We start from the raw sequence: 17,198 nt of genomic DNA, 5'->3' as shown, positions 1-17,198 counted from the left end.
ATGATGAGCCATTTCCTGGATAGGCTGTCGTTCTTCACCCGCGCCAAGGCGGAGTTTGCCGACGGCCTCGGCGTGATGACGACCGAGGACCGTTCCTGGGAGGACGGTTACCGCAAGCGCTGGCAGCACGACAAGATCGTGCGGTCGACGCATGGCGTGAACTGCACGGGCTCCTGTTCATGGAAGGTCTATGTCAAGGGCGGCATCGTCACCTGGGAAACCCAGCAGACCGACTATCCGCGCACCCGGCCAGACCTGCCCAATCACGAACCGCGCGGCTGCGCGCGGGGCGCCAGCTATAGCTGGTACCTCTATTCTGGCAACCGCGTGAAATACCCGCTGGTGCGTTCGCGATTGCTAAAACTGTGGCGCGAGGCAAGGTTGCTGATGACGCCGGTAGCGGCGTGGAAGTCGATCGTCGAGGATCCGAAGAAGCGGGCGGCTTACGTGCAGAAACGAGGCCTCGGCGGTTTCGTTCGCGCCGATTGGGCAGAGGTCAACGAGATCGTCGCCTCGGCAAACGCCTACACCGCCAAGACCTACGGCCCCGATCGCGTGTTCGGCTTCTCGCCGATTCCGGCGATGTCGATGGTGAGCTACGCGGCCGGCGCACGCTATCTGTCGTTGCTCGGCGGCGTCTGCATGTCGTTCTACGACTGGTATTGCGACCTGCCGCCGGCCTCGCCGCAAACCTGGGGCGAGCAGACCGACGTTCCGGAAAGCGCCGACTGGTACAATTCTGGTTTTCTCATCTTGTGGGGATCGAACGTCCCGCAGACCCGAACGCCCGACGCGCATTTCTACACCGAGGTTCGCTACAAGGGCGCCAAGAGTGTCGTGATCTGCCCGGACTATTCGGAAGCCTCGAAATTTGCCGACCTTTGGGTATCACCGAAGCAGGGCACCGACGCCGCTTTGGCGATGGCGATGGGGCACGTGATCCTCAAGGAATTTCACGTCGATCGTCAGACCAAATATTTCAACGACTATGCGCGCCAGTATACGGATATGCCATTTCTGGTGCGTTTGGTGAAATCCGAGGGACGGCTCGTGCCTGAGCGGTTCGTGCGCGCCTCGGATTTCGCCACTTCGCTCGATGAGGTCAACAATCCCGAGTGGAAGACGGTAGCCTATGACGAGGCGACCGGCGAGATCGTGGTGCCGAACGGCTCCGTCGGTTTCCGCTGGGGCGAGAAGGGCAAATGGAATCTCGAGGAGCAAGATTCCAAAGACCGGGACACGAAGCTTCGGCTTTCGCTCGCCGATGTCAGCGATGAACTGGCCGACGTCGGGTTCCCGTATTTCGGCAATCGCGAGCACGATCACTTCAAGGGAACCGACCATCCGGACGTCCTCATGCGCAAGGTGCCCGCCAAGCGCATCGCGCTCAGGGATGGCGAGGCGCTGGTGGCGTCCGTCTATGATCTCTTCGTCGCCAATTACGGCGTCGACCGCGGCTTCGGCGACGAACATCTCGGCAAGAGCTACGACGACGTCGAGCCTTATACGCCGGCCTGGGCCGAGAAGATCAGTGGCGTGCCGCAAGATCAGATCATCACGGTGGCGCGTGAATTCGCGCTCAATGCCGAGAAGACCGGCGGCCGCTCCATGGTCATCGTCGGCGCCGGGCTGAACCACTGGTATCACATGGACATGAACTACCGCGGCATCATCAACATGCTGGTGATGTGCGGCTGTATCGGACAATCCGGCGGCGGCTGGTCGCATTACGTGGGCCAGGAAAAGCTGCGGCCGCAGTCCGGTTGGACCCCGCTCGCCTTCGGTCTCGATTGGGGTCGTCCGCCCCGGCAGATGAACTCGACCTCGGCGTTCTATGCGCACACCGATCAATGGCGCTACGAGACACTCGACATCAAGGAAATCCTGTCACCGACGGCGCCCGCTGGCCCGTGGGACGGCGCGCTGATCGACTACAATGCACGTGCCGAGCGCATGGGCTGGTTGCCTTCCGCACCTCAGCTTGAGACCAATCCGCTCGAAGTTTCGAAGCTTGCGGCGGCGGCCGGGCTGGAACCGAAGGACTATGTCGCCAAATCGCTGAAGTCAGGCGATTTGAAGCTGTCATGCGACGATCCCGATGATCCCAAGAACTGGCCGCGCAACCTCTTTGTCTGGCGCTCGAATCTTCTGGGCGCCTCCGGCAAAGGTCACGAATATTTCCTGAAACATCTGCTCGGTACAAAGCACGGCGTGATGGGCAAGGATCTCGGCGAGGACGGCAGGAAGAAGCCGGTCGAGGTCACGTGGCACGACCACGCGCCGGAAGGAAAGCTCGACCTCCTGGTCACGCTCGATTTCCGGATGTCGACGACCTGCATGTATTCCGACATCGTGCTGCCGACTGCGACTTGGTACGAGAAGAACGACCTCAACACGTCCGACATGCATCCGTTCATCCACCCGCTGTCGGCGGCGATCGATCCGGTCTGGGAATCGCGGAGCGACTGGGACATCTACAAGGGCATCGCCGAAGCCTTCTCCAAGGTCGCCCCGGAGGTGCTCGGCGTGGAGAAGGACGTCGTCCTCACCCCAATCATGCATGACAGCCCCGGCGAGATCGCCCAGCCGTTCGACGTCAAGGACTGGAAGAAGGGTGAGATTGATCCGATCCCCGGCAAGACCATGCCGGCAGTCACCGTGGTCGAGCGCGACTATCCGAACCTCTACAAGCGCTTCACCTCGCTTGGGTCGCTGATGAACAAGCTCGGCAATGGCGGCAAGGGCATGAGCTGGAACACCGACCACGAGGTCGAGCTGCTCAAGAAGCTGAACGGTGTCGTCACCGAGGAGGGCGCTTCCATGGGCCTCGCACGTATCGACAGCGCGATCGACGCCTGCGAAGTCATCCTAAGCCTCGCGCCGGAAACCAATGGAGAGGTTGCGGTCAAGGCGTGGGCATCCCTGGAAAGTTTCACCGGAAGGGACCACACCCATCTGGCCATCCCCAAAGAAGACGAGAAGATCCGCTTCCGCGACATCGTCGCGCAGCCGCGCAAGATCATCTCCTCGCCGATCTGGTCGGGCCTGGAATCGGAAAAGGTCTGCTACAATGCCTGCTATACCAACGTCCATGAACTGATCCCCTGGCGAACACTGACCGGCCGTCAGCAGCTCTATCAGGATCATCTGTGGATGCGCGCCTTCGGCGAGGGCTTTTGCGTCTATCGGCCGCCGATCGACACCAAGACGATCAAGCCCGTGATTGATCGCAAGCCGAACGGTAACGCCTCGGTGGTGTTGAACTTCATAACGCCGCATCAGAAGTGGGGCATCCACTCCACCTACACCGACAATCTGCTGATGCTGACGCTGTCGCGCGGCGGCCCGATCGTCTGGATCAGCGAGGTCGATGCCAAGGGTGCCGGCATCGTCGACAACGATTGGATCGAAGCTTTCAACACCAACGGCGCGCTGGTGGCGCGGGCGGTGGTCTCGCAGCGCGTCAAGCAGGGCATGTGCATGATGTATCATGCGCAGGAGAAGATCGTGAACGTGCCGGGCTCCGAACAGACCGGCCAGCGTGGTGGCATCCACAATTCGGTCACCCGCGTCGTTCTCAAGCCGACGCACATGATCGGCGGCTACGCCCAGCAATCCTACGGCTTCAACTATTACGGCACGGTTGGTTCCAACCGCGACGAATTCGTCATCATTCGCAAGATGTCAAAGATCGATTGGCTCGATACCCTCTCCGCAGATCAACCTGGCACGTCCCGTTTGGAGGCCGCAGAATGAAAATCCGCGCTCAAATCGCCATGGTGCTGAACCTCGACAAGTGTATCGGGTGTCACACCTGCAGCGTCACCTGCAAGAACGTCTGGACCAGCCGCGAAGGCATGGAATACGCGTGGTTCAACAATGTCGAGACCAAGCCCGGCATCGGCTATCCGAAGGATTGGGAAAACCAGGCGCGCTGGAAGGGCGGCTGGAAGCGCAACCGCAGCGGCTCGATCCAGCCGCGCATCGGCGGCAAATGGAGGGTGCTGGCGAATATCTTTGCCAATCCGGATTTGCCCGAGATCGACGACTACTACGAGCCCTTCACGTTCGATTATGGGCACCTGCAGCAGGCGCCGGAAATGACGGCGATGCCGACGGCCCGTCCGCGTTCGCTGATCTCAGGCGAGCGGATCGAGAAGATCGAATGGGGCCCGAACTGGGAGGAAATTCTCGGCGGCGAGTTCGCCAAACGCTCGATGGATGTCAATTTCGAGGGCGTGCAGAAGGATATCTACGGCCAGTTCGAAAACACCTTCATGATGTACCTGCCGCGGCTGTGCGAGCATTGCCTCAATCCGGCTTGCGTCGCGGCGTGTCCATCGGGCGCCATCTACAAGCGCGAGGAAGACGGCATCGTGCTGATTGACCAGGACAAGTGCCGCGGCTGGCGGATGTGCGTGTCCGGCTGCCCCTACAAGAAGATCTATTACAACTGGTCGTCCGGCAAATCCGAAAAGTGCATCTTCTGCTATCCTCGCATCGAGGCCGGCCAGCCGACGGTGTGCTCGGAGACCTGCGTCGGCCGTATCCGCTATCTCGGTGTCGTGCTCTATGATGCCGATCGAATCGCGGAAGCCGCGAGCAAGCCGGACGAGCGTGATCTGTATCAGGCGCAGCTCGACATTTTCCTCAATCCGAACGATCCCGCTGTGATCGCTGAAGCCGAGCGGCAGGGTATCCCGCATGCGTGGCTAGAGGCAGCTAAGACTTCGCCGATCTGGAAAATGGCGATGGAATGGAAGGTCGCTTTCCCGCTGCATCCGGAATACCGCACTCTGCCGATGGTCTGGTACGTGCCGCCGCTGTCGCCGATCACATCGGCGGCGTCCGCCGGCAAGATCGGGCTCGACCGCGAAATGCCAGACGTCAAGTCGTTGCGCATTCCGATGAAGTATCTCGCCAACCTGTTGACGGCGGGCGACGAGAAGCCGGTCACGCTGGCGCTGGAGCGCATGCTGGCGATGCGCGCCTACATGCGGGCCAAGACCATTGACGGCGTCGTCGATGCGGCAATCGCCAAGCGCGTCGGCCTTGAACCGGCTCAGATCGACGAAATGTACCAGATCATGGCGATTGCCAATTACGAAGACCGGTTTGTGATTCCGACCGCGCACCGAGAACTCGGCGCCGATGCCTACGACATGCGCGGCTCCTGCGGCTTCACCTTCGGTAACGGCTGCTCCGGTGGCGAAAGCGAGACGAACCTGTTCGGCTCGCCGCGCAAGGCCAGAAACCCGATGGAGATCGCGTGATGCGAACGTTCAAGGTCCTTTCCGCACTCCTGAGCTATCCGACCGAGGTGTTGATCGCGGCAGCGCCGGAACTTGTGGCGGTGCTCGATGCTGAAAAACTTGTGCCGGCGGCAAGCCGTGGAGCGGTCGACCTGCTGATCGAGGAAATCGGAAGCGGTGACGTGTACGATCTGCAGGAACGCTACGGTTTGTTGTTCGACCGCAGCAAAACCCTGGCGCTCCATCTGTTCGAGCATGTTCATGGCGAAAGCCGCGACCGCGGCCAGGCCATGGTTGATCTGAAAGGCATGTATGAAAATGCCGGACTGATCATCGCCGCAAACGAACTGCCGGACTATGTGCCGCTGTTGCTCGAATTCCTGTCGACCCGGCCGCTCGCGGAGGCGCACGAACTGCTCGGACAGACCGCGCATATTCTCGCGGCGCTGGCCGAGCGCCTTGGCCGCCGGGAGTCGGGTTACAGGGCCGTGTTCGATGCCCTGGTCGCGATCGCGGCGGAGGCCCCGCGCAGTGAAATCGTCGAGGAACTGCTCAAGGCGCCGGATACCGACCCGATGGATCTGGTGGCGCTGGATGCCGCCTGGGAAGAGGAAGAGGTGCGGTTCGGACCCGGCGCCCAAGGGCAGGGCGCCTGCGGCCACGAAGGACTGATCGCCAAACTTCGTCACGCCCGGCGCGCGGTCGATCCCGCGCCGTCATCCCCGCAGTGAGGAGCGAAGCGATGGAAACGCTCAATTCAATCGTGTTCGGCTGGTATCCCTATCTCTGCCTGACGGTGTTCCTGTTTGGCAGCCTGTTCCGGTTCGATCGCGAGCAATACACCTGGCGCACCGGATCGAGCCAATTACTGCGGCGGCGACAATTGATCTGGGGCTCCAATCTGTTCCATGTCGGCATTCTCGTGATCTTCGTCGGCCATTTCGTCGGGCTTCTGACGCCGATCTGGGTGTTCGACATGCTCGGCGTCTCGCATGGCTTCAAGCAGATGCTTGCGATCGTTGCCGGCGGCCTGGCCGGCCTGATGTGCCTGGCCGGGATTTCGCTGTTGACTCACCGGCGGCTGCTCGATCCGCGCATCCGCTCCAATTCATCGTTTGGCGATACCGCGATTCTGCTGCTGCTGTTCGCGCAATTGCTGTTGGGCCTTGCGACGATCCCGGTCTCGCTGGGTCACCTTGATGGTCATGAAATGGTGAAATTCATGGGATGGGCGCAAGGTATCGTAACGCTGCAGCCCGGCGTTGCCGCCAATATCCTGGACGTTCATCCGATCTTCAAGGCGCATCTCGTGCTCGGCATGACGCTGTTCCTGTTGTTTCCGTTCACCCGGCTGGTTCACGTCTGGAGCGCGCCAGTCTGGTACCTTGGCCGGCGTGGCTACCAGATCGTCCGCAGCCGCGATGGCGCCACGCGTCCGATTCAGCCCGCGGAGTAGGTCATGGATTGTTCGATCACCAATACGCTGCCGAAGCCGAAGACCATCAGCGTCAACGGCACGGTGATCCCGCGCGAGGTCATCGCCCGGGAGGTGCAGAATCATCCGGCGGAAAAGCCGATCCTGGCGTGGCAGGCGGCGGCACGCGCGCTCGTCGTACGCGAATTGCTGTTGCAGGAATCACGGCGTCTGGGCATCGAGGCCGAGCCGCTGCGCGATCCGGAAGGACGCTCCGAGACCCCGGAAGAGGCCGCAATGCGCGCCTTGATCGAGCGCGAAGTCGTCACGCCGGAACCCGACGAGGCCGCATGTCTGCGGTTCTATGAACAGAACCGCCAGCGCTTCCGCTCTGGCGATCTCTACGAGGCTGCGCACATTCTGATCGCGGCGCCGGGCAGCGATCCAGCCAAGCGAACCGACGCGCGCGCCACCGCCGATACCATCTTGTCTGCGGTCACGGCCAAGCCCGCTTCGTTCGCGGATTTTGCGCGGAGCCATTCGGACTGCAAGACCTCGGCCGAAAACAGCGGCCATCTCGGTCAGCTGACGCGGGGCCAAACAGTTGCCGAATTCGAGACCGCGCTGCAGCGCATGCAGCCCGGAGAGTTCGCCATCGCCGAAACCCGCTATGGCTTTCATGTGGTCCGGCTCGACCAGCATGCACCCGGGCAAATGCTTCCGTTCGAACTCGCGCGCGGCCGTATCGCCGATTATCTCGCGACCAGCGTCCAGCATCGTGCGCTGGCGCAGTATGTGTCGATCCTGGCCGGCCGTGCTGAAATCACCGGCATTGCGCTCGCGGCGTCGGCATCGCCGCTCGTGCAATAGGAGAAACGTCATGCAGCTTGGCGAGATCATCCGCGGTTTCAGCGAGGAATCGCGGGCCAACGAGGCCCTGATAGCCTGCAACGACATCGTGCTGTTCGCACAGGTCGGGCAAGCTGCTGACCGTTACGAAGAGACTGTGGGCGAATATGCGGCGGGCGCGGTGCGTCGCTTTGCCAATCTAGCGGTGAGCGAGGATTGGCTCGGGCTGATGAATGTGATCGAGCTCGCGAGTGATCCCGGCATCGACTGCCTGACATACATCGTAAAATGGTCGCTGAAGCAGGACGAGGCGCCGCCGGCATCAGCGCATCAGGGTTGCACCTGCGGTGGAAATGGGGGTGCTCATGAGCAATGACCTCAACTCGGAGGGCGTTGCCGCGGAATCTCGAGGCTTGGCTCGAGTCGGCATCCTCGTGATCTCTGACCGTGCCAGCTGCGACGAATATGCCGACGAGAGCGGCAAGGCGATTAACAGCTTTCTCAACAAGGCCGTGCAATCCAACTGGATCGCCGTGATGAAGATCGTGCCGGACGGTATCGACAGTGTCGCAGAGGCATTGGTCGAAATGTCTGATCAGGAAGACTGCGACCTTGTCCTGACTACCGGTGGCACCGGGCCGTCGCCACGCGATTTGACGCCGGAGGGAACGCGGACGGTGATCACGCGGGAGCTCGAGGGGTTTGGCGAGTTGATGCGCCGCGTTAGCCTGGAGCAGGTGCCGACCGCCATTCTCTCGCGCCAGACCGCGGGCACCCGTGGGCATTGCCTGATCGTCAATCTGCCCGGGCATCCATCGGCGATCGACGTCTGTCTGAATGCCGTATTCCCGGCGATTCCATATTGTCTCGACCTGATAGGCGCCCGTCCAATTGAGGTGAACCCCGATGTCTGCCACGCCTTTCGCCCTGACGCATGAGCTTTCGCCCGGGCACGCCCTGCCGGTCGCCGCGATCGTCTACGCCGACGAGGTCTATCCCGACGCTGTGTTCAATCACCTCGTTCAGCAATGTCGCGCTCACGGGGTGATGCTCGCTGGCGTGTTGCAGCATCGTGCCTCACGGGATGGCGATCGCCGGTGCGACGTGGTTCTCCAGGATCTGGCTACGGGCTATCGCACGGCCTTGTTCGAGAACCGGGGCACCGGCGCGTGCGGATGCCGGCTGGACGAGGCGGTGCTTGCCGAAGCCAGCGCCAGGATCGAGGGAAGTCTGGAGCATGCGCCGCACCTCCTCATCCTCAACAAGTTCGGCAAGGTCGAGTGCGAAGGCGGCGGACTGCGCGATCTGATCGCGAGCGCCATCGACCGCGGAATTCCGGTCGTAATCGGCGTACCAAAGCGAAATATTGACGCCTGGCGAAGTTTCGCTGGTGAATTGGCGGTAGAGCTGGAAGATGACGCCCACGAGGTCGATCGGTGGCTACAAAGCCTAGTGTAGCAGAATTGTGCCTGCTTGAGGATCTAGCCGGCCAACCAGCTGTCAAGGCTTGGCGTATTGCTTGGTGGTCCTCAAATGAGTGTCGTAGCCAAGGTGGACGAATACGAACAACGCTCCTATCCGTCACGTGATCAAAATACAAAGCTTATCGGCTGTCTCGCGATATCCCATAATTTTTCAGTATACGAATGACCGTTGTTGGCCCCAATGCGGCCGTTTGTGAACAGGCTTACGATTTGCACGAGGGACCGAGCCATGCCAGATTTCATTTTCGAGGCGAACATCGCGTACTACAAGACGTTACCGGCGACCGAGATCGGCTCCAGGAAGGTCGCCATGCTCCACAAGCTGCTAGCCGAGGAAGAAGCCAAGCTGGCCGACTGGCACAGGAGAAATCCAAGATCAGGGGCGGCGGAGTAAGGCTGCCTCTTGGCCGGGTGCGAACGAACGGCAAGCCATACTTAGCGAGGGGTTTCGCTCTTCCACCGGCGCCAATGCGTTGGGTGCACGGCGACCGCTTCGGCAGTCAACCCGGATTTTATCCAGCCGAAGGAACTGCGGCGACAGGGGAACACAAGCGCATATGCGTCTGTCCCCTCAAGAACGGCGAGTTCCAGATCGAGGTCGAAGGGGGCGTCTTTGATAGCTTGCCACTCCATACCTCATGACTACACGCGGAACTCGCGCCGCTGTTGATCAGGATCAACGGTGCGATCTCGTTGGAGGTGTGTGCCCTTACGTTTCTTTCCGGACGGCGCCGGCGCTTCCATCAGCGCTTTTGCTCCTCACACTTCGCTTGTCGACGTAGGCCTTGTACCACGACAGCACCCAAGCTGCGGCGGACATCATCAAGATTCCGCACAGGCCGACCAAGACGTGAAGAAGAAGGCTGGCGGAAATCTCCGTCAGAATGAAGTAGCCGGTGAACGATAGTGCCACCCCGAGGCAGAAAATCTCCAGTGAGTTCTGCCCGCACAGAATCATTGGCCACAGCCAGCGCGATTGCAGGCCAGGCCATCCTGCGGGGACAAAGCGTATCGCGATGATCGCCAGCGCCAGAAAGTGGCCGAATCTGAGCACATCCAGATCGGTCTTGTCGATGGGATACATCCACAGTTCAATCTCTCGCGGCATCAGGTGCTTCAGTTGGGGGAAGTACCAGGTCAGCGTGACGAAAAACGCCGTGAAAAGGTAGAGGAACGAAACCGACAACGTGACTGGCGAGGACAGAAATCGTGATATCCTTCTGGCGCCGCCCAGCGCACACCAGGCTCCGAGGACGAACAACATTTGCCAGGCGAAGGGGTTGAAGGACCAGAAGCCGTTCGGATAGGTCGTCAAGTGCAGATCGTACCGCAAGGTAGCCACGTAAAGAGCGACCGACAGCGCTAACGTCATGTTGGCCGCCGACCTGATCATCAGCAGGACCAACGGCAGACCGGCCATGAGCACGATATAGAGCGGCAATACGTCCATATTCAGCGGCCGGTATCTCAGCAGCAGTGCCTGGACCACGGCAATACCAGGCTGTCTCAGGAAATCCGTGATCGCCATTTCCTCGGCATAGAACGGCTTGTTGAGGCTGACGGCAATGTAGGAGACCTCCGCCACCATGAAGACGAACAGCAGCACGTGCGCGGCGTAGATCTGCCAGACCCTTCGCAGAATGCGCGCGGTTGCAATCACAAACCCTGATTCCAGCATCGCTCGGCCGTAAACGAAGGCCGCTGTATAGCCGGATATGAAAATGAAAATCTCGGCAGCATCGCTAAATCCATAACTTCGGATCGTGAACCAGGCCAGGAGATCGGGCGATACATGATCGATGAAGATCAACCAGAGTGCCAAGCCGCGAAACAGATCGAGGCGCAATTCGCGTGCACCGCTCAAGGGCAACAAAACGGCTGGCTTCAGGACGGCCGTCTCGTGAGGCTCGTAGGTGGTGGCACTCACCGGGTAGCCGCTTCCGACGGACGGATCAGCGCCCGACGGTCCTTGACGTAGGCGATGATCACGCCAAGACGCTCGACGGTGGCGATGACCTTGCCGTCGAGGTCCTCGTCGCAATTCATGTGGGTCGGGGCAAGGAAGAAGTCCGATTCCTCCCACGAGGACCTGAAGTCCCAGTGGAGTTGTGGAAGCGTCACCGTCTTTTCGAAAGAATGACGGCCACCGCAAACCGCAACGGAATAGATCTGCCCGGGCTGGCTGGCGTCGGCGGGGGCGGCGCGGAGAAAGGTTTCGAGCTGGCCAAGCGCCTCGGGCATGCTGCCAAACCAATAGTCCATGTCATAGCGCCGTGACGCACCCTCGAGACCTCCAACTATCGAATTGTAGAACAGGTATTCATACGGGTGCAGCCGAACCAGTGTCACGGCGTTCCAGATGAGACATGCGCTCACGACCGCGAACCCGCTGTTGGCAACCAGACGACGACATGTCGCCAACGCGATCAGCGCTGAATCGAGGCCGATACCTGCAAGGATCGCCAGTGGTGGAATGATGAACAGGAAATGACGCAATCCGGTAAACGCCGGCCCGTGCAGGGCCGCCTGACACACCAGCGGAAAGGTCACCATCAGGAGTATCAAGGCGATATCCCTGCGGTGCTGTCGCCTCGCGCCGGGAATAGTCACAGGCAGCATGGCGAACAGGATCGCAAAGGCGGCGCCGAAGAGCGTGAGCAGCGGCGTGCGGACGAGTACGTAGATCGGTACATAAAGTCGCGGCACATTCGCCATATCGTGGACTTGACCGGCGAGCACCGTACGGATGGGGTAATGAAACTCGGAGAACTCAGCGAGGCCGCGTATCGGATTGAGGGGAGCCAGCGCCGCCCAGGGCCACGCCAGGACCATCACGACATAGGCAAGCAGCAGTCCCGGCAGCAATCGAAACGATGAGCAGGCGACGAACCACCATCGAGGCCGGCTACGGTCGAGCTGCGTGCGAGGCAGGTAAAGGATAATTGCCATGCCGGCGTAGATGATCAGCAGCAAACCGAGAACACGTATGCCAAGCGCGGCTCCGGTCAGCAGGCCAAACGCCGTTATGTCGAGGGTGCGCGGCGAGGGCAGGGACCGCGCGATGCGGATCAGGAAGAACGAAGCTCCCATCATTGCGGCAGCGAAGGGAATGTCCTTGGTGTGGTTGAACATCGCTCCGTACCACGTGCCGCAGGTGCTCAGCGTGATTGCGGTGATGATCGCCGCCCGAGGGCCGCCGATCAGCCGCGCTGTTGCTGCGGCTGCGCCGATCCCGCCGATACCGATTAGCGCACACAGGATGTGACGCAGATCGTAGGGATCGATCGGAATCAGATGGCTCAGGGCGATGGAAGCGACGTCGAAGAGGCCGCCATAGAGATACAGGTTTTCGAAGTTGAAGAGGCTCTGGTTTCTGAAGCCGCTGGTGTAATAGGCAACAATCAATTCGCCGTAGTGGTGCTGAACACCCTCGTCGTTGGAGATCGCGTAGTCCCGGAAGGTGCCGAGCGCAAGAATGACGAGTCCGGTAATGAGCGCAACGGTCGCGATATCGTGGATGTCGAAACGACTGATCCACCGCGTTGCCGTTCTCCAAGACAATATTTTGTCCTCGCGATCGAGAAGACGTGCCGCGGTGAGTTGCGTTTCGATTACCTTGTCCATTATATCGTGACAGTGGGATAGCCGCTGGATATCGGCACGAAATCACGCTTTACCGGCTTCGATCGCCGGTCTGCTTTCATCTAATTCGGTGACTTCGACGAACAGGTCGGGGACCTTCTGCGCCCGATCCAGAAGCCATGCGATCCCGATCATGATCAGTATGCCGCCGACGCTGACGAGCAGTTGCATCCATAGCGCGCGCGCGCCACCCTGGGCGTGCTGAACCAGAATCCAATGCGCGGCAAAGGACAGGAATACGCCGAAGCAGAAAATCGGGAGCGAATGCTGACCGCACAGGATTATCGGGCGCAGCCATTTCGATGCGAGTATCTCCGATTTGCGTGGAAAATATCGGACGACCAACAGGGCCAAGGCAAGGAAATGCGTGAGACGCAGCATATCGAGATCGGTCTTGTCGATCGGATAGAGCACCTTGACCAACCACTTCGGAATCAGCGATTCTAGGAATGAGCTGTGCCAGCTCATCACGATCAGCAGAGCAAACGCCATCCACGCGACCGCAGCTGCCTGCGCCACGCGGGAGCGGATCAGTCCCTGCAGCTTGGCGACGCCTCCAACGCCACACCATGCCGCAAAGAAGAACAGCAATTGCCAGGCGAACGGATTGAAGTACCAGTGCGTCCCGGGCGGATAGGATGCGAGATTCCAATCGAACACTCGTGCTCCGATGTACACGAGGATCGAGCCGAGCAGTGTCCAGTTCGGGCGGCGCACCAAGCACCACAGAACCAGCGGACAAATGGCGATCAGCGATATGTAAAGCGGCAGCACGTCAAGATCGACCGGCTTGTAGCGCAGTGTGAGTGCCTGCCCGATCAGGATATCGGGATGCTCGAGAAAAGCGTGAACATTGAATTCATCCGTGTACATCGGGTTGTCGAATCTTCGGACCGTGCGGGAAATCTGCGCTGTGAAGAGCAAAAACAACATGATGTGGGCGATGTACATCTGCCAAACGCGTGTCAGCAGTCGCTTGGTGGCAGCGATAAAATTTCCGGCGCGTATAATCGGACCGTAGATGAAGCCGGCGAGATAGCCGGAAATGAACACGAAGAACTCGGCAGCATCGCTGAAGCCGTAATTCTTGAGCGTCAACCAAGCGACGACGTCATCCGGAATGTGATCGAGGAAGATCATCCACAGCCCGATCCCGCGGAACAGATCGAGCCGCAGATCGCGCTCCACACGGTGCGAGAGAGAGGCTGTGTCCTGGTTGGGCATTAGCGGCTCCAATTCGTCGTGTTGGGTATTGTTCGCAAGAAGCAGGCCAACGCTGAGGCGGCTCCGCGACATCGAGAAAATAGTCGCAATATCATCATGTTAAAGACAGATGCGGATCGCTGGCAGCAGCAAGCGACTACGAATTGTCGTAGCTTCTCCGAAATGTCGGAGGCCGACGGGAGGCTCGCATGCCTCAACGTCGGTGTCCAATAATAGAGTGCGTACATCGCGAAATCGGTTCACCAGAACTACCATGAGATCGCTGCGACGCAGCGGCGGGCGGGGGCCGGCGGCGCTGGCGAAGCAGCCCTCTAGTCGGGGGCCGACGTTGGGACGCTCTGCTCAGTCCGATAGTCCCCCGGTCCCTTCTTCAACACAGCGCCGCCTTGCGTCCTTGCAATGGCCTTCTCCGTGTCGTCCTGCAGTTTAATCGCTATTGTCGAAATCTTGCCGGTGCAGAAATATGTAGCGTGGGCCATTTGGCGGGGCCCCCTTGAGAGGAGCCCCTCCGTTCATACCTCACCGCATGGTCATTACTTCATACAGTTGCGCACGAATCCGATGCGTTCGATGGGACCAAGCCCTTTCACGTCTGCCTGCTTGCGGCAATCTTCTCTCTGGTCGATCCGCATCTCGATCTTTTGGACCAAATCGAGATCCTCTCCAACCGGTCCGTCGCTCGCTGCCTGCATCGCTGCTTGCAGTTTCTTGATATCGTCGGGCGACAACTGCGGACGATCAACTTTGACCGTCAGCTTGATAAGCTTGGCGGTCAGCGGGAATGGCGGCTTGTAGTCGGCGTCATTGACGCCGGTCAGCGTATCCGAGCCGATATCGAAGCTCTCGTCCCATTGCAGAATCATCGGCAGTGTTTTCGGCATCCGCTTCGTATCAACCTGCTTGCCGTCGACCGACAACGTACCCGTGCCGGGCTGGGCGAGACCGCTGAAGCTGTTGTAAGCAAGCGTCCCGACACCGGTGCCTTCGTACTTGAAGTCGAACTCGACCGTATGCCGGCCAGGCGAAAGCGCTTCGGTCCCTTCCCACTTGATCCGCTGGAGGTCGAGCAGATTCCACAGGAACACGGGTTTGTTTTTCAGCAGATAGAATCCGTAGCCGGCAAAGCGTCCTCCTGACGTCAGGATCATGCCCTCCGCGCCGTCCGCCGGTACCTCGATGTCGGCGGTGATTGTGTATGAGGCATCCAGCAGCAGGGGAGAGTCGCCCTGCGGGAGGCCGGTCATTGGTCGCGTATAGACGAACTCTGAGCGGCCAGCGGTGATGTTCGGGCGCGGCGCGATCACCCGTGCAGCAACCGACGCGTCCATCGGGAAGACGTGGTACTTCCTGGCCTCGGCGACGAACATCTCCTTCAGCTCTTTAACCTTCTGCGGATTCTTCGCCGCAAGATCCTCGGTTTGGCTGAAATCCTGGGTCAGATTATAGAGCTGAAGCACCTGGTTGTTCAGCGGATCGGGGTTGGCCGGTCCGAAAGCCTCCCAAGGCGCGCGATTGACCTTGGTACTGAGGAACCAGCCCTCATTATACAGCGCCCACTGGCCCATCATCTCGAAGTATTGCGTCTTGTGCCGCGTCGGCACTTTGGCGTTTGCCTTGTCGAAGGTGTAGGCGAAACTTGTGCCCTCGATCGGTGCCTGCTTGATACCGTCCACCATCTCCGGTGCGCGGATGCCTGCGGCTTCGAGGATCGTGGGCACCACGTCGATCACGTGAATGAACTGCTCGCGCAGGCCGCCCTTGTCCTTGATGCGTGCCGGCCATGACACGACCATGTTCTGGTTGGTGCCGCCAAGCTGCGACGCATTCTGCTTGAACCAGGAGAACGGCGCATCGAAAGCCCACGACCAGCCGGCCGACATGTGATTGTAGGTCTGCTCGGTTCCCCACACGTCGTAATACTTGGCCAATTGGACATCGACGGGCACCGACACGCCGTTGAAGAAAGCCACCTCGTTCGGCGTGCCAAGCGGGCCGCCTTCGGCACTCGTGCCGTTGTCGCCGTTGATGTAGATGATCAGCGTGTTGTCAAGCTTGCCCAAGTCCTCGAAGGCCTGGATTACGCGCCCGATCTCATGGTCGCTATAGGCGGCGAAGGCGGCAAAGACCTCGGCCTGGCGGATATAGAGCTTCTTTTCGTCTGCTGTCAGTTGATCCCACTCCTTCAGGATATCCTTTGGCCAAGGCGACAGCTTGGTGTCCATCGGGATCACGCCGAGGCGCTTCTGGTTCTCGAAGATCCGATCGCGCACCTTGTTCCAGCCTTCGTCGAACAAGTGCAGCTTGCTGATCTTGTCCACCCACTCCTTCGTCGGATGATGCGGTGCATGCGTGGCGCCTGGCGCGTATTTGATGAGGACTGGCTTGCTCGGGTCGGTCTGGTGCACCCGCGTCATCCAGTCGATAGCATCGTCGGCCATCGCCGTGACGAGATTCCAGGTCCCCGGCTCCTTGCCCAGGAACGGGTAGATCTGCGTTGTGTTGCGGAAGAGGTTCGGCTCCCACTGATTGGCGTCACCGCCGACGAACCCATAGAAATACTCGAAGCCCATCCCGATCGGCCACTGATCGAACGGTCCGACCTGGCTCGCCGCGAAGGCCGGCGTGTTGTGGTCCTTGCCGAACCACGAGGTCGAGTAGCCATTGTCGAGCAGGATACGCCCGATCGTGGCCTTGTCCTTGGCTATGATGCTGTTGTACCCGGGAAAGCCGGTCGCCTGTTCCGAGACGACGCCAAAGCCGGCCGAATGGTGGTTGCGCCCGGTGATCAGCGCTGCTCGCGTCGGCGAGCATAGCGCGGTGGAGAAAACGCGGTTGTAGCGCAAGCCGCTGTTGGCGATGCGATCCATTGTCGGCGTGGGAATGACGCCGCCAAAGGTGGACGGTACGCCAAAGCCCGCATCGTCGGTGATGATCAACAACACGTTCGGCGCGCCTCGGGGTGGCGCGACGCGTGGCGGCCACCAAGGCTTGGATTGCAGCGCGCCGTCCTTGATTACGCCTCCGAATTTCGGATCGGGTGGCGGGAGCTGCTGGCCGGTGATGGTCGTCGTCGCACCTGGCGAGCCCAAGGTACCGTTGACCTGCTGAGCCGAAGCCGAAGCCAGCAAAGCCGCGCTTGAGACAATCAACGCTGACCAGTACGCTTTCATGGCGAACTCCCTGATCCCAAAAGGTCCAAACTGAAGCTGCTTGATGTCGGGCAACACGAGGCGCGCAAACTCATTCCGCGCCATAAAGTAAAATGATCACCTGTCGCGGCGGCTCGCGATTGATCCATATCAATGTTTGTCGGTGATCGCGGCTTTCAAATCC

The 17,198-nt window shown here is 60.1% G+C and carries 13 protein-coding genes; 9 read left to right on the top strand and 4 right to left on the bottom strand.

The genetic code is table 11. The features are described from left to right. The first annotated feature begins 3 nt into the window (after positions 1–3). The 9 genes from HAP47_RS36705 (at position 4) to HAP47_RS36665 (ending at position 9,393) form a co-directional block, all read left to right on the top strand. Positions 4–3,756 (top strand): nitrate reductase subunit alpha, encoded by a 3,753-nt coding sequence (locus tag HAP47_RS36705; protein WP_173643831.1) that lies wholly within the window; start codon positions 4–6, stop codon positions 3,754–3,756. Next, positions 3,753–5,273, top strand: a complete 1,521-nt coding sequence (gene narH, locus HAP47_RS36700) for a nitrate reductase subunit beta (protein ID WP_173643832.1) — start codon at positions 3,753–3,755, stop codon at positions 5,271–5,273. Before HAP47_RS36705 ends, narH begins: the two co-directional genes overlap by 4 nt. Then, on the top strand, positions 5,273–5,983 hold the full coding sequence (gene narJ, locus HAP47_RS36695; protein ID WP_173643833.1) for a nitrate reductase molybdenum cofactor assembly chaperone: 711 nt from the start codon (positions 5,273–5,275) through the stop codon (positions 5,981–5,983). The genes narH and narJ overlap by 1 nt, the downstream gene beginning before the upstream one ends. 11 nt (positions 5,984–5,994) lie before the next feature. Continuing rightward, positions 5,995–6,708, top strand: coding sequence for a respiratory nitrate reductase subunit gamma (narI, locus tag HAP47_RS36690; protein ID WP_173643834.1), 714 nt, complete (start codon positions 5,995–5,997; stop codon positions 6,706–6,708). Positions 6,709–6,711: 3 nt separating this feature from the next. Then, positions 6,712–7,536, top strand: a complete 825-nt coding sequence (locus HAP47_RS36685) for a peptidylprolyl isomerase (RefSeq protein WP_173643835.1) — start codon at positions 6,712–6,714, stop codon at positions 7,534–7,536. Positions 7,537–7,546: 10 nt separating this feature from the next. Next, the gene (locus HAP47_RS36680; protein WP_173643836.1) at positions 7,547–7,891 is read left to right on the top strand and encodes a hypothetical protein; all 345 of its coding nucleotides are present in this window, start codon (positions 7,547–7,549) and stop codon (positions 7,889–7,891) included. Then, complete coding sequence (gene mog / locus HAP47_RS36675) at positions 7,881–8,453, top strand: molybdopterin adenylyltransferase (protein ID WP_173643837.1); 573 nt, start codon at positions 7,881–7,883, stop codon at positions 8,451–8,453. Before HAP47_RS36680 ends, mog begins: the two co-directional genes overlap by 11 nt. After that, on the top strand, positions 8,422–8,973 hold the full coding sequence (locus tag HAP47_RS36670) for a DUF2478 domain-containing protein (protein WP_173643838.1): 552 nt from the start codon (positions 8,422–8,424) through the stop codon (positions 8,971–8,973). The genes mog and HAP47_RS36670 overlap by 32 nt, the downstream gene beginning before the upstream one ends. A gap of 255 nt (positions 8,974–9,228) precedes the next feature. Beyond that, positions 9,229–9,393: a hypothetical protein gene (locus HAP47_RS36665; protein ID WP_173643839.1), complete on the top strand. Its 165-nt coding sequence runs from the start codon at positions 9,229–9,231 to the stop codon at positions 9,391–9,393. Between the two features lie 315 nt (positions 9,394–9,708). On the opposite strand, the gene HAP47_RS36660 is transcribed toward HAP47_RS36665, so the two are convergent. From HAP47_RS36660 to HAP47_RS36645, 4 genes are all read right to left on the bottom strand, one after another. Further along, positions 9,709–10,926 (bottom strand): OpgC family protein, encoded by a 1,218-nt coding sequence (locus HAP47_RS36660; RefSeq protein WP_173643840.1) that lies wholly within the window; start codon positions 10,924–10,926, stop codon positions 9,709–9,711. After that, entirely contained in the window at positions 10,923–12,623 is a 1,701-nt protein-coding gene (locus HAP47_RS36655) for a hypothetical protein (RefSeq protein WP_173643841.1), read from the bottom strand. The genes HAP47_RS36660 and HAP47_RS36655 overlap by 4 nt, the downstream gene beginning before the upstream one ends. A gap of 42 nt (positions 12,624–12,665) precedes the next feature. Beyond that, on the bottom strand, positions 12,666–13,865 hold the full coding sequence (locus HAP47_RS36650; RefSeq protein ID WP_173643842.1) for an OpgC domain-containing protein: 1,200 nt from the start codon (positions 13,863–13,865) through the stop codon (positions 12,666–12,668). A 533-nt stretch (positions 13,866–14,398) separates the two neighbouring features. Beyond that, on the bottom strand, positions 14,399–17,035 hold the full coding sequence (locus tag HAP47_RS36645; RefSeq protein WP_173643958.1) for an arylsulfatase: 2,637 nt from the start codon (positions 17,033–17,035) through the stop codon (positions 14,399–14,401). Positions 17,036–17,198: the final 163 nt, after the last annotated feature.

Origin of the sequence: Bradyrhizobium sp. 41S5, assembly GCF_011516665.3 — a bacterium.
In the GTDB taxonomy this organism is placed as follows: domain Bacteria; phylum Pseudomonadota; class Alphaproteobacteria; order Rhizobiales; family Xanthobacteraceae; genus Bradyrhizobium; species Bradyrhizobium quebecense.
Note: the sequence above shows the minus strand (reverse complement) of the source record. Positions and strands in the feature narration are given on the sequence as shown.